General features: G+C 66.8%; 16 protein-coding genes. 3 read left to right on the top strand and 13 right to left on the bottom strand.

Features of this window, described 5'->3' with window-relative positions:
* The 9 genes from A5713_RS01200 to A5713_RS01240 all read right to left on the bottom strand — a co-directional run.
* Positions 1-601: SDR family NAD(P)-dependent oxidoreductase (locus A5713_RS01200; RefSeq protein ID WP_068091648.1), on the bottom strand; the 601-nt coding region annotated here is incomplete at its 3' end.
* A gap of 6 nt (positions 602-607) precedes the next feature.
* Positions 608-3,010, bottom strand: a complete 2,403-nt coding sequence (locus A5713_RS01205) for a CaiB/BaiF CoA-transferase family protein (protein WP_068091849.1) — start codon at positions 3,008-3,010, stop codon at positions 608-610.
* Positions 3,011-3,024: 14 nt separating this feature from the next.
* On the bottom strand, positions 3,025-4,017 hold the full coding sequence (locus A5713_RS01210) for an enoyl-CoA hydratase/isomerase family protein (protein WP_068091651.1): 993 nt from the start codon (positions 4,015-4,017) through the stop codon (positions 3,025-3,027).
* Positions 4,018-4,019: 2 nt separating this feature from the next.
* On the bottom strand, positions 4,020-5,138 hold the full coding sequence (locus A5713_RS01215; protein WP_068091654.1) for a Xaa-Pro peptidase family protein: 1,119 nt from the start codon (positions 5,136-5,138) through the stop codon (positions 4,020-4,022).
* Complete coding sequence (locus A5713_RS01220) at positions 5,128-6,375, bottom strand: Xaa-Pro peptidase family protein (protein ID WP_068091657.1); 1,248 nt, start codon at positions 6,373-6,375, stop codon at positions 5,128-5,130. Before A5713_RS01220 ends, A5713_RS01215 begins: the two co-directional genes overlap by 11 nt.
* The gene (locus A5713_RS01225; protein ID WP_068091851.1) at positions 6,372-7,547 is read right to left on the bottom strand and encodes an amidohydrolase family protein; all 1,176 of its coding nucleotides are present in this window, start codon (positions 7,545-7,547) and stop codon (positions 6,372-6,374) included. The genes A5713_RS01220 and A5713_RS01225 overlap by 4 nt, the downstream gene beginning before the upstream one ends.
* A 51-nt stretch (positions 7,548-7,598) precedes the next feature.
* The gene (locus A5713_RS01230; protein ID WP_068091660.1) at positions 7,599-8,846 is read right to left on the bottom strand and encodes a cytochrome P450; all 1,248 of its coding nucleotides are present in this window, start codon (positions 8,844-8,846) and stop codon (positions 7,599-7,601) included.
* Between the two features lies 1 nt (position 8,847).
* Positions 8,848-9,042 (bottom strand): ferredoxin, encoded by a 195-nt coding sequence (locus tag A5713_RS01235; protein WP_068091857.1) that lies wholly within the window; start codon positions 9,040-9,042, stop codon positions 8,848-8,850.
* A gap of 11 nt (positions 9,043-9,053) precedes the next feature.
* On the bottom strand, positions 9,054-9,719 hold the full coding sequence (locus A5713_RS01240; protein WP_068091663.1) for a TetR family transcriptional regulator: 666 nt from the start codon (positions 9,717-9,719) through the stop codon (positions 9,054-9,056).
* A gap of 205 nt (positions 9,720-9,924) precedes the next feature.
* Between A5713_RS01240 and A5713_RS01245 the strand changes: the two genes are divergently transcribed.
* Positions 9,925-10,569 carry a PAS domain-containing protein gene (locus A5713_RS01245; protein ID WP_068091666.1) on the top strand — a complete coding sequence of 215 codons (645 nt, stop codon included), beginning with the start codon at positions 9,925-9,927 and terminating at the stop codon, positions 10,567-10,569.
* 9 nt (positions 10,570-10,578) lie between these two features.
* Here A5713_RS01245 and A5713_RS01250 read toward each other — a convergent pair whose 3' ends face one another.
* The gene (locus A5713_RS01250) at positions 10,579-11,385 is read right to left on the bottom strand and encodes an SDR family NAD(P)-dependent oxidoreductase (RefSeq protein WP_068091669.1); all 807 of its coding nucleotides are present in this window, start codon (positions 11,383-11,385) and stop codon (positions 10,579-10,581) included.
* A gap of 148 nt (positions 11,386-11,533) precedes the next feature.
* Here A5713_RS01250 and A5713_RS01255 point away from each other — a divergent pair, with 148 nt between their 5' ends.
* Together A5713_RS01255 and A5713_RS01260 are read left to right on the top strand one after the other, a co-directional pair.
* Complete coding sequence (locus A5713_RS01255) at positions 11,534-12,298, top strand: SDR family oxidoreductase (RefSeq protein WP_068091861.1); 765 nt, start codon at positions 11,534-11,536, stop codon at positions 12,296-12,298.
* 159 nt (positions 12,299-12,457) lie between these two features.
* A complete protein-coding gene (locus A5713_RS01260) occupies positions 12,458-14,089 on the top strand; it encodes a multicopper oxidase family protein (RefSeq protein ID WP_068091672.1) in 1,632 nt (543 codons plus the stop codon).
* On the opposite strand, the gene A5713_RS01265 is transcribed toward A5713_RS01260, so the two are convergent.
* The 3 genes from A5713_RS01265 to A5713_RS01275 are packed head-to-tail and all read right to left on the bottom strand — an operon-like array spanning position 14,086 to position 16,720.
* Complete coding sequence (locus tag A5713_RS01265) at positions 14,086-14,910, bottom strand: alpha/beta fold hydrolase (protein WP_068091676.1); 825 nt, start codon at positions 14,908-14,910, stop codon at positions 14,086-14,088. The two genes, A5713_RS01260 and A5713_RS01265, sit on opposite strands and share 4 nt — an antisense overlap.
* Entirely contained in the window at positions 14,910-15,902 is a 993-nt protein-coding gene (locus A5713_RS01270) for a cyclase family protein (protein ID WP_068091679.1), read from the bottom strand. The genes A5713_RS01265 and A5713_RS01270 overlap by 1 nt, the downstream gene beginning before the upstream one ends.
* Positions 15,899-16,720 carry a coniferyl-alcohol dehydrogenase gene (locus A5713_RS01275; protein WP_068091683.1) on the bottom strand — a complete coding sequence of 274 codons (822 nt, stop codon included), beginning with the start codon at positions 16,718-16,720 and terminating at the stop codon, positions 15,899-15,901. The genes A5713_RS01270 and A5713_RS01275 overlap by 4 nt, the downstream gene beginning before the upstream one ends.
* Positions 16,721-16,747: the final 27 nt, after the last annotated feature.

Raw genomic sequence — 16,747 nt, forward strand, 5'->3', positions numbered from 1 at the left:
CGCCGCCGAGCTGCGCCAGCCCCTCGGTGAGCGTGATGTCGGGCGCGATCGCGTTGACCCGGATGCCGTGCGGCGCCAGTTCCAGCGCGGCGGTCCGGGTGTAGTTGATGACACCCGCCTTGGCCGCCGCGTACGCCGCGTAGCCCGGCGCCGCGCGCACGCCTTCGATCGACGTCACCGAGATGATGCTGCCGACGACGCCCTCAGACACCATCCCCCTCGCGACGCGCTGGGTGCACAGCAGCACGTGACGCAGGTTCGCCCGGTAGAGCGCATCCCAACCGTTCTCACTGGTTTCCAGCAGCGGCGACGAGAACACTCCGCCGGCGTTGTTGACCAGGATCGTCGGGGTGCCGAGTTCGGCGTTCGTGCGCTGCAGCGCGTCGTCGACCTGGCCGCTGTCCCGCACGTCGGCCACGATGCCCAGGGCCCCAATGGATTCCGCGGCCTGCGCGCAGGTCTGCGCGTCTCGCTCCCAGATCGCCACTGACGCGCCGAAGGCGGCCATCCCCGAGGCGATGCCGCGACCGATGCCCGCTCCCCCGCCGGTCACCACCGCCACGCGGCCGGTGAGCAAGACGTCCGACGGATCGATCGCCATCTGCGATCACATCACCGGTGCGCGGCCGATGACGCCGTCGGCCTCCAGCTCGGCGATCTCGGAGTCGCTCAACCCCAGCCCAGTCAGCAATTCGTTGTTGTGCTCGCCCAGCAGCGGCGCGTGCCGGGTGTGGAACCTTGACGGGCCGGCTGACATTCTCATCGGCACGGTGCTGAGCCTAGCGGGGCCGGCCACCGGGTGGTCGACTTCCTCGAAGAAGCCGCGGAACGCGAGCTGCTCCAGCTCGGTCTGGCGGTGTGGCTGCATCACCTTGGCCACCGGGACGCCGGCATCCCACAGGGTTGCGACGATCTCGTCGCCGCCTCGCCGCTCACACCATTCGGCCAACCTTTCGTCGATGGCGTCGTGGTGTTCGTTCCTGCCACTTGCGGTGGCGAGTAGGGGATCCCTTGCCCACGAAGGGGATCCGATCGCCAAGCGCAGCGCTTGCCACTGCTCGTCGGTGCTCACGGCTATCGCGACCCAGCTGTCGGGCCTGCCGAACTCGTCGGTGTCGGCGCTGCGGTAGAGGTCTTGCGGCGCCGCGGTGGGCCCCCGGTTGCCCGCGCGTTCGAGCAGTGCCCCGTACGCGGAATATTCGATGACCTGCTCCGCGGCGATGCTGAGCGCGGCGTCGACCATCGCCGCTTCGACAAACACGCCCTGGCCGGTACGGCGTCGGTGCTCCAGCGCCAGCAGCAGCGCATTCACAGCGTGAATGCCGGCGTTGGGGTCACCGATCGAGTAGGGGTCGTAGGGCGTTCGGTCGGCGTACCCGGTAAGCCAGGTCAGTCCGGACGCGGCCTCGATGACGTAGGCGAACGCCGGGTTGTCGCGCCACGGCCCGTCCAGCCCGAAGCCGGGCATCCGTACCATCACCACGTCGGGCTTGATCGCTTGCACCGCAGGGAAATCCAATCCCAACTGGTCGAGCACCCGCGGCGTGAAGTTTTCCACGACCACGTCGCACGTCGCGATGAGCCGACGCAGGAGCTCCCGGCCGCGCGGGCTCTGCAGGTCGAGCGTAAGCCCCTTCTTGTTGGTGTTCAGCGACGCGAAGATCGGGGACTTCTCCCACCACTGGTCCTCGGTGACGGGTACGCCGGCGATGAGGCGCGTCCCGTCGGGACGGCGGGTGGACTCGACGTGGATGACCTCCGCACCCAGCATCGCCAGGAAATGGGTGCAGCAGGGGCCGGCCCAGAAAGTTGTCATGTCCAGCACGCGAACCCCGTTCAAGGGCCTTCGATTCGGTGACCCAGTAGGCAACGGGCGGGGCATCAGGTCAGCCGCGCGGTAATGCACGGTGTGCTCTCCGAGTCGCGGTGCCGGTTGTGGTCGGCGAAGCCGCGCGGGCGTCGTCCGGTAGGGATGACCCGGCTGCTGGAACCCGTCGCGCGGGTTGCGCACGAACGAACCGCGCTCGCGGAAGTGGTCGAGCGATGTGATGTTGGCGCCGTTGGCCACCGGGGCGTTGGGGATGCGGAACGCTGCTGCGAGTTCGCGGATGTCATCAACCGTGTTGCTTTCGAACCAAGCGTAGATCTCGTCGGCCTTGAGGTTGGCCCGCTCGGTGATCGTCAGCGACGAATCCTCATCCATCCATTCCGGGTGGCCGACCATCGCGCACAGGTCGAACCACTGCTGCGCGGTCCCGCAGCCGACGTCGACCAGCCCGTCCTTGGCGCGCGCCACCCCCGGCACCGTGACGCGCCGCGCGTCCCGCCAGGGCCGTCCCAGCATCTCGAAATAGGTGACGGGATAGTAGGTCAGCGACAGGATCTGTGTTTCCAGCATCGACAGGTCCAGGAGTTCACCGGGACCATCGCCGTTGCGGCCGTAGCGCGATGCCACCATGGCTGCACTTGCGTAAACCCCGGTCAGATACTCCCCGACCTGTCCGCCCACGAACACCGGTGCGCGGTCCGCCTCGCCACGTCCGAGGCCGACGATCCCGCCGGACCACGCCTGCAGCGTGAATTCCGTGGCCGCGCGATCGCGCCAGGGGCCGTCCAGCCCGAAGGGGCTGATCGACATGACGGTCAGATGCGGATGCCGGCGGTGCATCGCCGCCGGTGCGAAGTAGGGACACTCCGCGACTTTCGAACCCCGGGACCACACCACCGCATCGGCGGCCGCCAGCAACCTGTCGACCAGGTCGGCGTCATCGTAGACGCCGGGATCCGCGACGACGCTGCGCTTCGACCCGGCCAGAAAACTGAACAACGCCCCGTCGCTGCCCGGCGGCATGACGGCGCCGGAGGCGGACCAGGACCGCAGCGGGTCGCCCTCGGGCGGCTCCACTTTGACGACGTCCGCCCCAGCGTCGGCCAGCAACTTGGTGCAGTAGGCGCCCGCGATTCCGGTGGACAGGTCGACCAAGGTGTAGCCAGCCAGGGGTGGTTCCATGGTCGGCTCCGCCACTAGCGCTTTCGCTTTCGGTCGGGCTCCTTGCCGCCTGCGCTCTTGCGCCCCTTCTTGCTCAGGCGCCATTCCGGCGGAAACTTGTCGTCGTTGTCTTTCACCGCTTTACCCAGACCCCGTTCGATGGCTTCGCCGAGGGTGAAATCGCGGGGCCCGTCGGGCCGGACAAGGCCGCCCATCGACTCGAAGAACCCGCTCAACATGCTGCCCAGGTACTCGCCCTGGAACTGCTTCATGATCTCGAAGAAGACTTTCTGCATGAACACCGTGTCGGTGGGGCGGTTTCGTGCGCAGGCGAGCGCGTACCTTTCCACCTCCGCCTCGAGTTCTTCCCGGGGGACCACACTGTTGAGAAAGTTGCAGTCGTACATCTCCGCCGCGGTGAAAGCCCTTCCGGTGAACACCATTTCCTGAAACTTGCGGATCCCCATCGTCTGCGCCCACCACCACATCCGTGGACCCCAGCCGTAGTAGCGGAACGACGGATGCCCGAAGAGCGCGTCGTCGCTGGAGATCACCAGATCCGCATCGGCCGCCTGATAGAAATGCCAGCCGTAGCAGTAGCCCTTCGCCTCCAAGATGCTGATCTTCTTGAAGTCCTGCAATCCACGTATCCCCGAATTGGGGTTGGCGTACCACTGGCCGAGGGTGGCGCCATGCCGAAACGAACCTTCCGGGGGAAACCTGACGTCCTCGTCGTCGATCCGGTACTCGGCGAGCCGGTGATGCGGATCGGCCGAGTCCTGCACCGCCATTTCCTCGACGAGATCCGCACCCGAGCCAAGGTCGTCACCGGCCCCGCGGACCACCAACACCTTGACCTCGTCGTCGATGGAGGCGCGGTGCAAGAGGTCGGCATAGCGCAGGCGCGCGGCGATCGTGGGAGCGTTGAGCTGACCGGGCCGGTCGAACGTGATCGTGGCGATGCGCGTGTCCGGGTCTTTGTGGTACCTGATGATCTCCTCGGCGGCCGCACCGGACTTGCCGGACATGACTATTCGTGCCAAGAAGGGCTGGAAGTCAGCACCTCGGGCCCGTCGGCGGAAATCAGCACCGCCTCCCGCCCGAAGACGGCGCCGACTCCCTGTTCCCAGACGTAGCCGGTCACGGCCAGCACCATGCCCTGCTCCAACCGTTCCTCGGTCGCGGTCGCAGGCAGGTGCTTGGAGATGACCGGCGGGTCGAAGCCCATGCCGAGCCCGCGGGCCACCGGCATCGGCGGGAGCGGCTCCCCCGCGGCGTCGTACGCGGCCAGTAGTTCGGCGGCCGCAGCACCCGGGCGGCAGGCGGCGATCAGCCTGGCCCACAGGGCATCCCACCGCCCGTACAGGGGTCCGGCCCCAGCCGGGGCGCCGACCGGCCAGGTGCGGCCGACCTCGCCCATGTAGCCACCGGCGAGCACGCCGGAGGTGAACGCAACCAGGTCGCCGTCGTGGACGCGGCCGTCGCCGTCGTCTCGCCGCCACGGGTGCTCCGGCGAAGTGACCCAGGCGAATTCCTGATTCGACGGAGTGCTCACCCCGCCGGCCGCCATGGCCTCCATCATCGCCCCGGCCAGCGTTTGCTCGCGCACCCCGGGGCGCAGCTCGGCAACCCCTGCCGCCAGCCCCGCCTCGGCGACCGCGATCGCTTCTCGCAGCGCGACCACTTCCTCTGCCGTCTTGACACGCCGCGCGGCACGCATAGCGAGTTCGCCGTCGACCAGTTGGGCGTTGGGGAACGCGGTGGGCAGTAGCCGCGCGAAAGCCGGTGACAGCGCGTCTGTTCCGACGCGACGCGCGTCGGCCGCGCCGTCGATGCGCTGCAACACCGCCATGGTGTTGACCGGATTCCACGAAATGCCGTACAGGTTCTCGCGTGGAATGTCGTCGGGCACGCCCTCGTCCCAGGTGCTCAGCAGGTGCAGGGCACCCGTCGCGCGCACCAGCACGCAGGAGGGGCCGAACGGACGGGTGCCGGCGATCCACAGCTGCGGCGTCCCGCTGACGTAGCGGATGTTGGCCTGACGCCCCAGGACCAGCACGTCGAGGTCGTGTGCCGCCATTTGGTCCAGTACACGCTGGCGGCGCCCCGATCGCAGTGCCCGGTCGTCGGGCAGAACTTCAGTTGCCATAGGGAGTGTAGGGGTAGTCGGTCAATCGGATCGAGCCTTCCTCGGTGATCACCACGACCTCCTCGCTGCGGTAGCCGCCGGTGCCGTCCTCCCAGACCACTGGCTCGAGCACCAGCACCATGCCGGGCTCTAGGACGAAGTTGTCATCGAATTCCTGCCCGAGATCGGTTCCGATCATGGGCATCTCGGCCGCGTTCACGCCGATTCCGTGGCCGAGGTAGAAGTGCGGCAACCAGGGCTTGTCACCGCCGTTGGCCGCGACGGCGGCCCGGCCAAGGTCACCTGCGGTAGCGCCACCGCGGGCCACCCGCTCGACGGCGGCCATGATCTCCGACCACCTCTGGAACTGTGCCTGCTGACGGGCGTTCGGCTGCCGTCCCACCAGCCAGGTGCGCCCGAAATCGGAGCAATAGCCGCGGTAGGTGATGCTGACATCGGTCCACAACACATCGCCTTCGAGCAGCTCCCGCTCGGTGGTCAGGAGCGGCAGGGCCAAGTCGCCGTGCGTCGTCCACACGCCTTCGGCCTTGCTCGGCGGCATGACCTGCCAGATCGGCTCCAGCATGCTCGCCGACGCGCCCAGTTCGAAGGCGCGCCGCAGAAAGCTTGCCGACAGGTCGATCTGGCGGATGCCGGGGGCCAGCGCTTTATCGACGTCGACCATGGCCTCGTCGGTGATCCGAACGGCGGTGCGGATGCAGGCCAATTCGTCCGGGGTCTTGACGACCTTGGCGGCGCTGACAATGGCTGCCGCGTCGGCGGGATCGCCGCCCCGGAACAGCGCCTTCCCGGCGCGCCTCATCGCGCCGGTGGACTCGTCGACCGCGATCACCGCGCCGGGCGGTATCAGATCGGCGAGCAGTCGAGCGAATTCCTGTACGCCCTCGTCGAACTCGAGGTATACGGGGCCGTGTAGGTGGTCGGCGGGCAGCTCCGTTTCGTAGGAGGCGCCCTCGCGGAACGGCAGGAAGAGGTGGGGCCACTCGTCACCGGCCACCACGACCGCGACGGGTCGCTCGACGTAGGACAGACCCGCGTCGCCGAGCGGCCAACTGGCTCCGGTGGCGTACACCACCGCGCTGTTGCCGAGCAGGATCAGCGCGTCGACGTCGCGTTCGGCCATCGCCGCGCGAAGCCGTGCCCCGGTCTCGCGGCGCATCCGCACGAGGTCGGGAATGTCGGGAATCACCAGTCCTCGAGCGGTACCCGTAGCGACGGCTGGGGCCACGGTCGTCATTGCAGCCCCAGGAATTCTGTGACGTTGCCGGAGACGATCTTGGCCGCGTTCTGCGCACCGACCGCATCAACGACGGCCGCCAGCGACTTCTCGGAGTACCCGAAAGTGCTTTCGTTGTGCGGATAGTCGCTCGACCACATGACCTTGTCGACACCGATCTTGTCGATCAGCTCCAGGCCCAGCGGGTCGACCATGAACGATGCGCACATGTGGTTGTCCCAGTAGTAGCGCACGTCGTGCTGCAGTGGCCGGTTGAACATGTGCTGATAGGACGCCACCAAGTGCTCGGCGTCTTGCAACGCCCAGGGGACCCAGGCGATGCCGCCCTCGAACCAGCCGATCCGAAGCCCCGGGTGCTCGTCGAGGATGCCGCCGAAGATGTACTTGGAGAACGTCTCCCGGAAGCCGTCTACGTTGATCATCATTCCGACGACGACACTGTTGAACTCGCACGGGCTCTTTGGCGGCGTTTCGCCGATGTGGTGGGTGACGGGAAGACCGGACGCCTCGATCTCGTCCCAGACGGCGCGCATGGCCGTGCTCGAGTAGTCGATGACGTTCCCGTCGTCGTCCTTACCCGGGTTCAGCGGCATCAGGAACGTCTTGAGGCCCAACGACTTCAGTTCCTCTAGTGTGCGCCTGGTGCCCGCCGGGTCCCACCAGTTGATCAGCCCGGCGCCGTAGAAATGTCCACCAGAGCGCTCTTGGATGTCGGCGATGTATTCGTTGTAGATCCGGAAGGTGAGTTCGCGAAGCTGTTTGTCCGGGTAGTGGAAAAGCGCGAGCACGGCATTGGGGAACGCGAGTTCTTTGTCGACGCCGTCCTCGCGCAGCTCCTGGATCCGGGCTTCGATGTTGGTGCTCGCGGCGCCCGCCAGGTCGTCGTACTGCATCAGGACCGCGCTGAAGTCACCTGGGAGGAACGATTGCCCCTTGCGACCCACTTGATAGGCGCCGTCCTCATACCAGATGCGCGGCGCCTTGTCCTTGAGGTCATCCGGGAACCGTTGGTAGAAGATGTCTTCCGCCAACGAGATGTGGTTGTCCGCGGAGAAGACGGTGGTTCCCTCCGGCAGGCCGACGTTGCTGCCGGCGGCGTGGCCCCGGCGATCCTTTGGTGCGCCGTAACCTCCGGGCGGGTAGAGCGAAACGGTGCTCGTTTGAGTTGTCATCATTGACCCTCCATTCGGATCGAAATACTTGAGACGGGCGGATTCGCGGGGCTACCAGGCCACTGGCAGTTCGTAGACACCGTAGGCGAGGCGGTCATCCTTGAAGGGCACGTCTTCGAAGGGGATCGCCAGCTTCAGCGTCGGGATGCGGCGGAACAATGTCCGATAGACGATCTGCAGCTCGGCACGGGCAAGCTGCTGACCCACGCACTGGTGCCGGCCGTAACCGAAGGCGACGTTGCGGTCGGCGTTCGAGCGGTGCAGGTACAACCGGTCCGGTTCGGAGAAGGTGTCCGGATCCCAGTTGGCCGGGGCCAGGTCGATGATGATGCCTTCGCCGGCACGGATCGTCTCTCCGGCGATAGCGATGTCTTCGAGGGCCACACGCCGCTGGCCGTTCTGGATGATGCTGAGGTAGCGCAACAGTTCCTCGACCGCGCTGGCGACGATCTTAGGGTCTTCCGCGTCGCGGATGACGGCCAACTGGTCCGGGTTCTGCAGCAGCGCAAGCACACCGAGGCCGATCATGTTGGCCGTCGTCTCGTGCCCTGCGATCAGCAGGCCTGTGCCCAACTGGGCGGCCTCCTTGACGCTCAACTCGCCGGCCTTGACCCGTTCGGCGAGGTCGGAGACCGCGTCCTCAGCCGGGTTTTCCATCTTGGCCTCGACCAGCTGCGCGAGGTACTTGTGCAGGCTCATGGCACCCTTGACGGTGTCTTCGCCCGTCGCGTACCGCGCCAGGCCGACCGTGGCGTGATGCTGGAACATCTCGGCGTCCTCGTACGGCACCCCGAGCATCTCGCTGATCACCAGGGACGGGACCGGCAGCCCGACGGCCGCGACGAGGTCCGCGGGCTGCGGGCCGGCCAGCATGGCGTCGATGTGGTCGTCGGTGATCTGCTGAATCGCCGGGCGTAAACCCTCAACTCGGCGGAAGGTGAACGGCTTCGACAACATGCGGCGGAATCGGGTGTGCTCTTCCCCGTCGGCGGTGAAGACCGATCGCGGCCGCTTGTCCACCGTGGACAGCATGCCCGCATTCCAGTGCGGGAACCCGGGCAGCCGGTCGTCGACGCTGACCCGTGAATCCGAGAACAGTTCCCGCACTTGCTCGTAGCCGGTGATGAGCCACGGCGTACTGCCGTCCCAGATCCGGACCCGGGATAGCGGGCGCGCTTGAGCTAGCGCCATGACACCGGGCGGCGGCGCGAAGGGGCAGCTCGCCTGCCTGGGCATCGGATAGTCCGGGATCTCGGCGGCCGCCGAGGTCGCAGAAGCGTTCGTCATCGTTTCTGACATGTCATTCCTCGATGTGAATGGCCAGCGCGGGGCACGCCGCGGCCGCCCGCCGCGCACCCTCGGCCTGCTCGGCCGACGGATTGGGGTTGAGCAGAACGACGACGCCGTCGTCGTCGCGCTGGTCGAACAGCTCGGGGGCATTCAGCACGCAGTTTCCCGACGAAGCGCAGACGTCTTGGTCGACAGTGACTTTCATCCGCAGACCTTTCACTCGTACGGCGTCACGGGCGCCAGCCACAGGCCCACGATCGCGTCGATGAGACCCGATGCGGCGGCCCGCCAGGACCGTTGAGGCGGCGAGGTGCCCGCGGCAAGCGCACGCTCCCGGTCGGCGCAGGTGTGCATCAACAGGTTGCGGGCCATGATGTTTCGCTCGAAATGCACCTCGGCCGGCAGGTCCGGCAGGCAGCGGTTGATGCCCCCGACGACCTGAACCAGGGAGGGCGAGCTCAAAGCGCCCTTGACGATGATGTTGTAGTACGCGGGATCGGTCATCGCCTGCGCGGCGAAACGCGCGTACCAGGTGGGATTGCCGAGCTCCTCCAGGTGATCGGTGAGGGGACGCACCAGACAGGCCACCCAATCCCTCATCTCGGTGGAACCACCCGATTCGTGCAGCTCGGCCACCATCTGCTCGCGAAGTTGCTCGACCGGCCTGCGGTGCTTGTGTTCAATCGCTCGCACCAGGTCGGCCTTGGTACCGAAGTGGTAGCCGACCGCGGCGTTATTGCCCTGGCCCGCGGCCTCACTCACCTGCCGGTTCGACACCGCGAACATGCCGTGCTCGGCGTACAGCCGCTCGGCCGCAACCAAGATCGCTTCCTGGGTGGAGCTGGCCCGTTCGGTGCGAACGGTCCGGCCGATGGTGGTCACCCGGCTAGTCAACCGTGGCCGATCGATTAAGTCAAGCGATTGATTTAATTTGGAATCTTACCGCTGAGCGGCCGCTTGGATGCCACTTGGCGGACGGCGGGTGACAAAGGTCCCTCGCCGGGGTCGGCCCCGCGGGGCCACGATGGTTTCTTGCGCGTCGGGAGCGTGGTGATGCCAGGACAGTGAAGGACCGGTGGGGGTAGTCATGTTGTCAGCCAGTCGGGTCTCGGCCATCGAGGACTCCGCGTGGTTTCAGTCGAAGTGGGCGCCGTACCTGGTGACCGATGCCGACTGGCGGATCCGTGCGGTGAACGTGGCCGGCGAACGGGCGTCGGGGCATCCGCGGGAAAGCTTGCTCGGCCGCCCGCTGTTCGACGCCTTCCCGGACAACCCGGCCGATCCGGAAGCCGACGGCGTGGCCAACGTCTCGGCGTCGTTGGAGTTCGTCCTTCGCCGCGGGGTCCGGCATTGGCTGGGCGTACAGCGCTACGACCTTCCCGACCCGCAGAATCCGGGCGAATTCGTCTACAAGGTGTGGACACCGATGAATTCGCCGATCAAAGAGGGCAAGAAGACGGTCGGCGTGCTGCAACACGCCCAGGACGTCACCCGCGTGGTGCCGCCCACCCCCGCGGACCGCGCGTATCCCAAACTGTTCGAGTTGAGGAGCGCGGCCGAAGGGCTGGCGCGCCAGTTCCCCGACCTTCCCAGCGAGGCGGTGCTGAGCGTGCTGACGCATTCCCACAGCGTGATCGCGGAAAGCGCCGGCACCGAAGACCTCACGCGCGCGCAGGCCCTGGCCAAGCTACGGCTGGAAACCCACGCCGGACATCCCGCCGAAGGGCACTGACGCGAAACCTCACCCGCTGTTGCGCGAGCGGATCACCTTGCCGGCGGAGGTCCCCCCGTCGACCGGCAGCACCGCGCCGGTGACATAGCGGGACCGATCGGTGGCGAAGTACAGCGCCGCCTCGGCGACGTCGTCGGGCGTGCCCTCCCGCTTCAGTGGCCGGTCGTCGCGCATCCCCTGGCGAATCCGCGCCTCGAACCGCGCCAGCTCGGCCGGGTCCACGTCGACCGCCGACGAAGCCAGGATCGGCGTCGGTATGCTGCCCGGCGCTATCGCGTTGACCCGAATCTCGTGGCGCGCCAGCTCAATTGCCGCGGACTTGGTGAACTGGATGACCGCCGCCTTCGAGGCCCGGTAGATCATCACACCGCCGCCGGCCTGGATCCCGCCGATCGATGTCAGGTTGATGATCGATCCACCACCGCTCTCAGCCATGTGCCTGGCGGCATCCCGGGTGCCGGCCATCACTCCCAGGACGTTGACGCCCATCACCCGGTGGAAGTCGGCCAGATCGTCGTCGAGCAGTCGGCGCAGCGGGCTCGAAATTCCGGCGTTGTTGACCATTACGTGCAGACCCCCGAGTGTCGCCACGGTGCTGGCGATCAGCGCCGCGACCTGTTCGGGATCGGAGACATCCGTCCGCCGGAACAGCGCGGCGGAGCCGAGCGTGGCGGCCAGTTCCTCACCCCTGGCCGTCTCGACGTCGGCGATGACCACGCGCGAGCCCTCGGCCACGAACCGTTCCGCTATGCCGCGACCGATGCCGGAGGCCCCGCCGGTGACGATGGCAACCTTGCCGTCCAATTCGTTGACCACCCGACGAGTTAATCGGGGCGGCAACCATTAAGTCAAGCAGTTGATTTAAGCGGCCGGGGTGCATCGCTGCCGCTCGAGGGTTCCGCTGGTCCGGCACACACGCCATGCTGAGAGGGCCAGTTCATCGGGAAGCTCGGGAGGAATGCTCATGAAGGTTCTGGTCGTCGGGGGCAGCGGACTGATCGGATCGCAGGTTGTCTCCCAGCTCACCGAGCTGGGACACGAGGTCATCCCGGCCTCGCCGAGTTCGGGAGTGAACACCGTCACCGGAGAAGGCCTCGCCGGTGCTCTCGGTGGCGTCGATACCGTTGTGGACGTCTCCAACTCGCCATCCTGGGCCGACGACGATGTCCTCAACTTCTTCACCACGTCCACCCGCAACCTCCTCGACGCGGAGCGGGCCGCCGGGGCGCGGCACCACGTCGCGCTCTCGATCGTGGGGGCCGACCGGGCGGCCGAAAGCGGCTACATGCGGGCGAAAATCGCTCAGGAAAGAGAGATCGTGGAATCGGGATTCCCGTATTCGATCGTGCGGGCTACTCAGTTCTTCGAATTCGTTGACGGGATTGCCGATTCGATGGTCGACGGCGCAGCGGTCCGTGCCCCGCATGGCGCGTTCCAGCCCATCGCCGCTGCGGACGTCGCCACGGCTGTCACCCGTGCGGCTTGCGGGGACCCGGTAAACGGGGTGATCAACATCGCCGGCCCAGAAAAGGCAGGTATGGACGACTTCATCCGGACGCGGTTCGCCGCGACCGGCGATGACCGCCAGGTGATCACTGACAACGACGCCCGCTATTACGGTGCGGTGCTCGACGATCGCAGCATCGTTCCCATCGATGGCGAAGACGTGCTTGTCTACCCCACCACGTTCAGCGACTGGATGGCTTCCCACGCGCCCAACGGCGGCTAGTCCGAGCCCGACAACCCGAGATTGCCGTGAGGGTTGCGGTCTCCATCGACGGCACGACCCTGGCGGCAATCTCGACATGAACCGCGTAGGTGGTTGCGCTGAGCCCCGCGGCCGAGCAGCGTATAGGACGCCAGAGATCGACGACGACGAGGAGCGGTGATGTCTGTGCTTCCCACGGGCGAGGCCACCGTCCCCGGCGCTCGGCTCACCAGGCGCGGATTCATGGCCGCCGGCATCGCCGGCGGATTCGCACTGGCAGCGTGCAGCCAGTCAAAGCCGCCGCCGTCCGGCAACGCTCGGCTGGCCGCCGCCATCGCCTCGGCCGAGGCCGCCCGGCCGCACAGTGGCCGCACCGTCACCGCCGGCCTGACCGCCCAGCAGGTCCAGGTCGACCTGGGCGGACCGGTCGTCCGCACGCTGGCCTACGGCAACACCATTCCAGGCTCGCCGATCCGGGCCAGGATCGGCGACGAGCTGGTGGTGACGGTGTCGAACCGGCTGGACCACCCGACGTCGGTGCATTGGCACGGCATCGCGCTGCGCAACGACATGGACGGTGCCGCGCCCGCCACCCCGAACGTCGCCGCCGGGCAGGACTTCACCTACCGCTTCTCCGTTCCGAATGCCGGCACCTACTGGGCCCACCCGCACACCGGCGGGCTCGACGCCGACACGGGCCTGTACCTGCCGGTGATCGTCGACGACCCGACCGAAGGCAACTACGACGCCGAATGGATTGTGGTCCTTGATGATTGGACCGACGGCGTCGGGAAGTCACCGCAGCAGCTGTACACCGAACTGACCAGCCCGAACAAGTCCGCCCCACCAAGCACTCCCGCGACCACGACGAGCGCGACCACCACCACGACCAGTGAGACGCCGACGACGACGTCGTCGAGTGAGACCTCGGCAACCTCGACCAGCCAGTCCACCTCGACAAGCCCGACGGCCGCGATGTCCGGCGCAAGTGTAGGCAGAAGCGATCTGCTCGGCGGCGACGCCGGCGATATCGCTTACCCCTACTATCTGATCAACGGCCGAATTCCCGCCGCGCCCATGACCTTCAACGCCAAGCCTGGACAACGCATCCGGATCCGTTTCATCAACGCCGGTTCCGACACCACGTTTCGCGTCGCGCTGGCCGGCCACACGATGACGGTCACCCATACCGACGGCTATCCCGTGGTGCCGGTCCAGGTCGACGCCCTGCTCGTCGGCATGGCCGAGCGCTACGACGTCATCGTGACCGCAGCCGAGGGTGTTTTCCCGCTGGTCGCGCTCGCCGAAGGGAAGAACGCCCTGGCGCGTACGCTGCTGTCCACCGGGTCGGGCAGCGCACCCGACCCGGGTTTTCACCCGGCCGAACTCGACCGGCGGGTGGGCACGGTCGAGATGTTCACCGCGACAACGCCCGTCAACCTGGGCCGGCCGCAGCCCGGCCTGGACCTCCCAGTCGTCCTGGGCGGCGACATGACGCAGTACAACTGGACGATCAACGGAAAGCCTTACAGCGACGCCGAACCGTTGCACGTCCGACAGGGTGAGCGGCCGACCATCACGTTCGACAACCCCACGATGATGTATCACCCGATGCACCTGCACGGCCACACGTTCCAGCTGATCAAGGCCGACGGCAGCCCCGGTCCCCGCAAGGACACTCTCATGGTGCTGCCCAGGCAGAAGCTGCTCGCCGTGCTGGTGGCCGACAATCCGGGTTCGTGGATGTTGCACTGCCACAACACCTATCATCAAGAGGCCGGGATGCAGACCCGGCTGGATTACGTGTTCTAGGCGTTCCCGGCCAGGAAGTCGAGCAGCAGCTTGTTCACCGTTGCAGGCTGTTCGATCTGTGGGCAGTGGCCGGCCTTGTCGACCACGACCGACCGCGCGCCGTCGATCGCCTTGGCTATCTCGGCGGCCCAGCCGGCCGGCAGCAGCTTGTCGTCCCCTCCCTCCACGACCAGCGTCGGCACGGTGATGCGCTGGTAAGCTCGCGCACTCGACGGGGCCGGGGGCCGTGTCGAGCCTGGGCGACGGAAACGGGCCGCGGCCACCGCCTCCCACGCTCCTGGCGCGGTGCTCGACTCGAAGCGTCGGCCCACGTATTCCTCATCGTCCGGATAGGCCGGATCGTGGAACAGCGCTTCAACGATGCTGCGCATGGCCGGGAGCGTCGCGTTGTATTCCTGCAGTGACTCGAAGTGCTTGTTCTGCTGAATCTCTCCGCCCCCGCAGATGATCGCCAGGCTGCGGACAGGCAACCGCGGTGCTTCCGAGGTGGCATCGGTGAGCAGATTGATGGCCCCCATCGAGTTGCCCACGAAGTGGGCCGAGCCGACGCCGAGCAGGTCGCAGAACCGCGCCACGTGGCGGATCCGCATCCCGCGCCCGTCGACGAAGTCGATGACCTTCGCCGACTGTCCGAAGCCCAGCTGGTCGGGCGCCAGCACTCGGTATCGCTCGGCGAGCACCGTGATGTTGTGTTCCCAGCCCAGTTCGGCGCTGGCGCCGAACTCACCGCCGTGCAGCAGCACCACCGGATCGCCCTCGCCCGCTTCCAGATAGCCGGTGGTCAGGCCGTCCACCAGCATGGTCTTGCGTTGGAAGTCCATCACTTGATCGCAATCGGGTTGACCGGAGAGCCCACGGCGCCGACCACCCGCAGGGGCGGGGCGACGAGCTGGAACTCGTAGACGCCGTCGGCGGCGCAGTCCTCGGCTAAGGCGGTGAGATCCCAGTATTCGCCGAAGATCATCCCCATGTCGCGCAGGCAGAGCAGGTGCAGGGGGAAGGTGATGCCATCGATCCCCGACACCAGGTCTTCGACCTGGAGGTTGTCGGCGGCGACGGCCGCGATCTCGTGATCGTGCAGCCACTGGGCGCATCGCCAGTCCAGCCCGGAGTAGCCTTCCGTCTTGTTGCCGGTCATGAGAAACCTTGTCCACCAACCGGTCCGGATGAGCACGATGTCGCCGCGCCCAATCGTCACGCCCTGGGCGCGAACCACGTCGTCGAGTTCTTCCGGCGAGATCGGGTTGCCGGCTTCGAGGAAGACCTCCGCCCCTCGATGGCGAACCAAGTCCAGCAGCACACCGCGGGACGTGATGCCCTTGACGTCGACCTTGTCGATGCCGCAGTGGTAGGCGCCCATGCTGGTCACCGAATCCGCCGCGAAGCCGTTGTAGAGATGATCGTCGTAGTAGACGTGGGACAGCGCATCCCACTGGCTTGCCGCCTGCAACGGCATGATGATGATGTCGTCGTTGAACCGAAACGGGTTGTCGGCCGTCATGTAGCCACTCAGCTGTTGGGCCAACGGGTTGCGCGGCCAGCTGGGCCCGTACTTGGCCAGCGTGTTCACGTCGCCGCCGTCGACCGTCATGATGTGGACCGGGTTGTGCCGGAACTCGAACGCACCCTGCGGACCCGAGGCGCCGAAGTCGACGCCGAGCGGGAACACCTTGCCGTGTCTGACCAGACTCGCGGCCTGGGCGACCTTGTCCGCGGTGATGAAATTCAGCGTGCCGAGCTCGTCGTCGTCCCCCCACCGTCCCCAATTCGAGACGTCACGCGCGACCCGCCGGAAATCAGTCAAGTCGGTCACGGCGCTCCTTCCTCGAGCCCCAGTGCAATTGCGGCACCGACATTTCCACCGTCGACCCAGACGACCTGTCCCGAAATATAGCTGGCCGCACGGCTGTTCAGGAATAGCAGCACCGAAGCCTGCTCAGCGGGGTCGGAGACCCGCCCCAACGGTTTGGGTATGTCGTCGAGGTAGCTTTGCCCATATTTTGTCCGCAACTGGTCCAGGATCGGCGTCTCCGTGACTCCCGGCCCGGTGCAGTTGATCCGGATGCCGCGCGCGCCGAGGCGGGTAGCGCTCTGCATCGTGTACAGAATGATCGCTTCCTTTGACAGTTGATACCCGCCGCCGGCCAGCTGATCGGGGTGGTCACGGCACCAATCGATTCCTTCGGACATCGAGGTGGTGCGCAGCAACGGGGCGACCGAGCGCAGATGGTCGCGGTAGCCGGCTGCCGCCAGTGACGACACACTCACGATCGCAGAGCCCGGGGCCATCTTGGGGATCAGCGCCTCGGTGAAGTGCCGGGTGCCCAGGAAGTTGATGGTGACGACCAGCGGCGGGTCCCCGATGCCCGACGAGACGCCGGCGACGTTGAATAGTGCGTCGACCGGCCCACCTATGGACGCCACGGCACCGTCGATCGACTGGCAGTCGGCGAGGTCGACCTCGTGAAACTCGTTGAGCTCAAAAGGGGGTCGGCGTTTGTCGAGACCGACCACCTCGGCACCCAGTTCAGTGAGCTGCCGCACCGCTTGTTCGCCGATGCCGGAGGCGCAGCCGGTCACCACCGCGCGGCGACCAGCGTAACCCCACAGTTGATCCAGTCCTCCCGACACGTTTTCCAAAGGTCTATGGATGTCCGC

Origin of the sequence: Mycobacterium sp. E2497 (assembly GCF_001668695.1) — a bacterium.
GTDB lineage: Bacteria > Actinomycetota > Actinomycetes > Mycobacteriales > Mycobacteriaceae > Mycobacterium.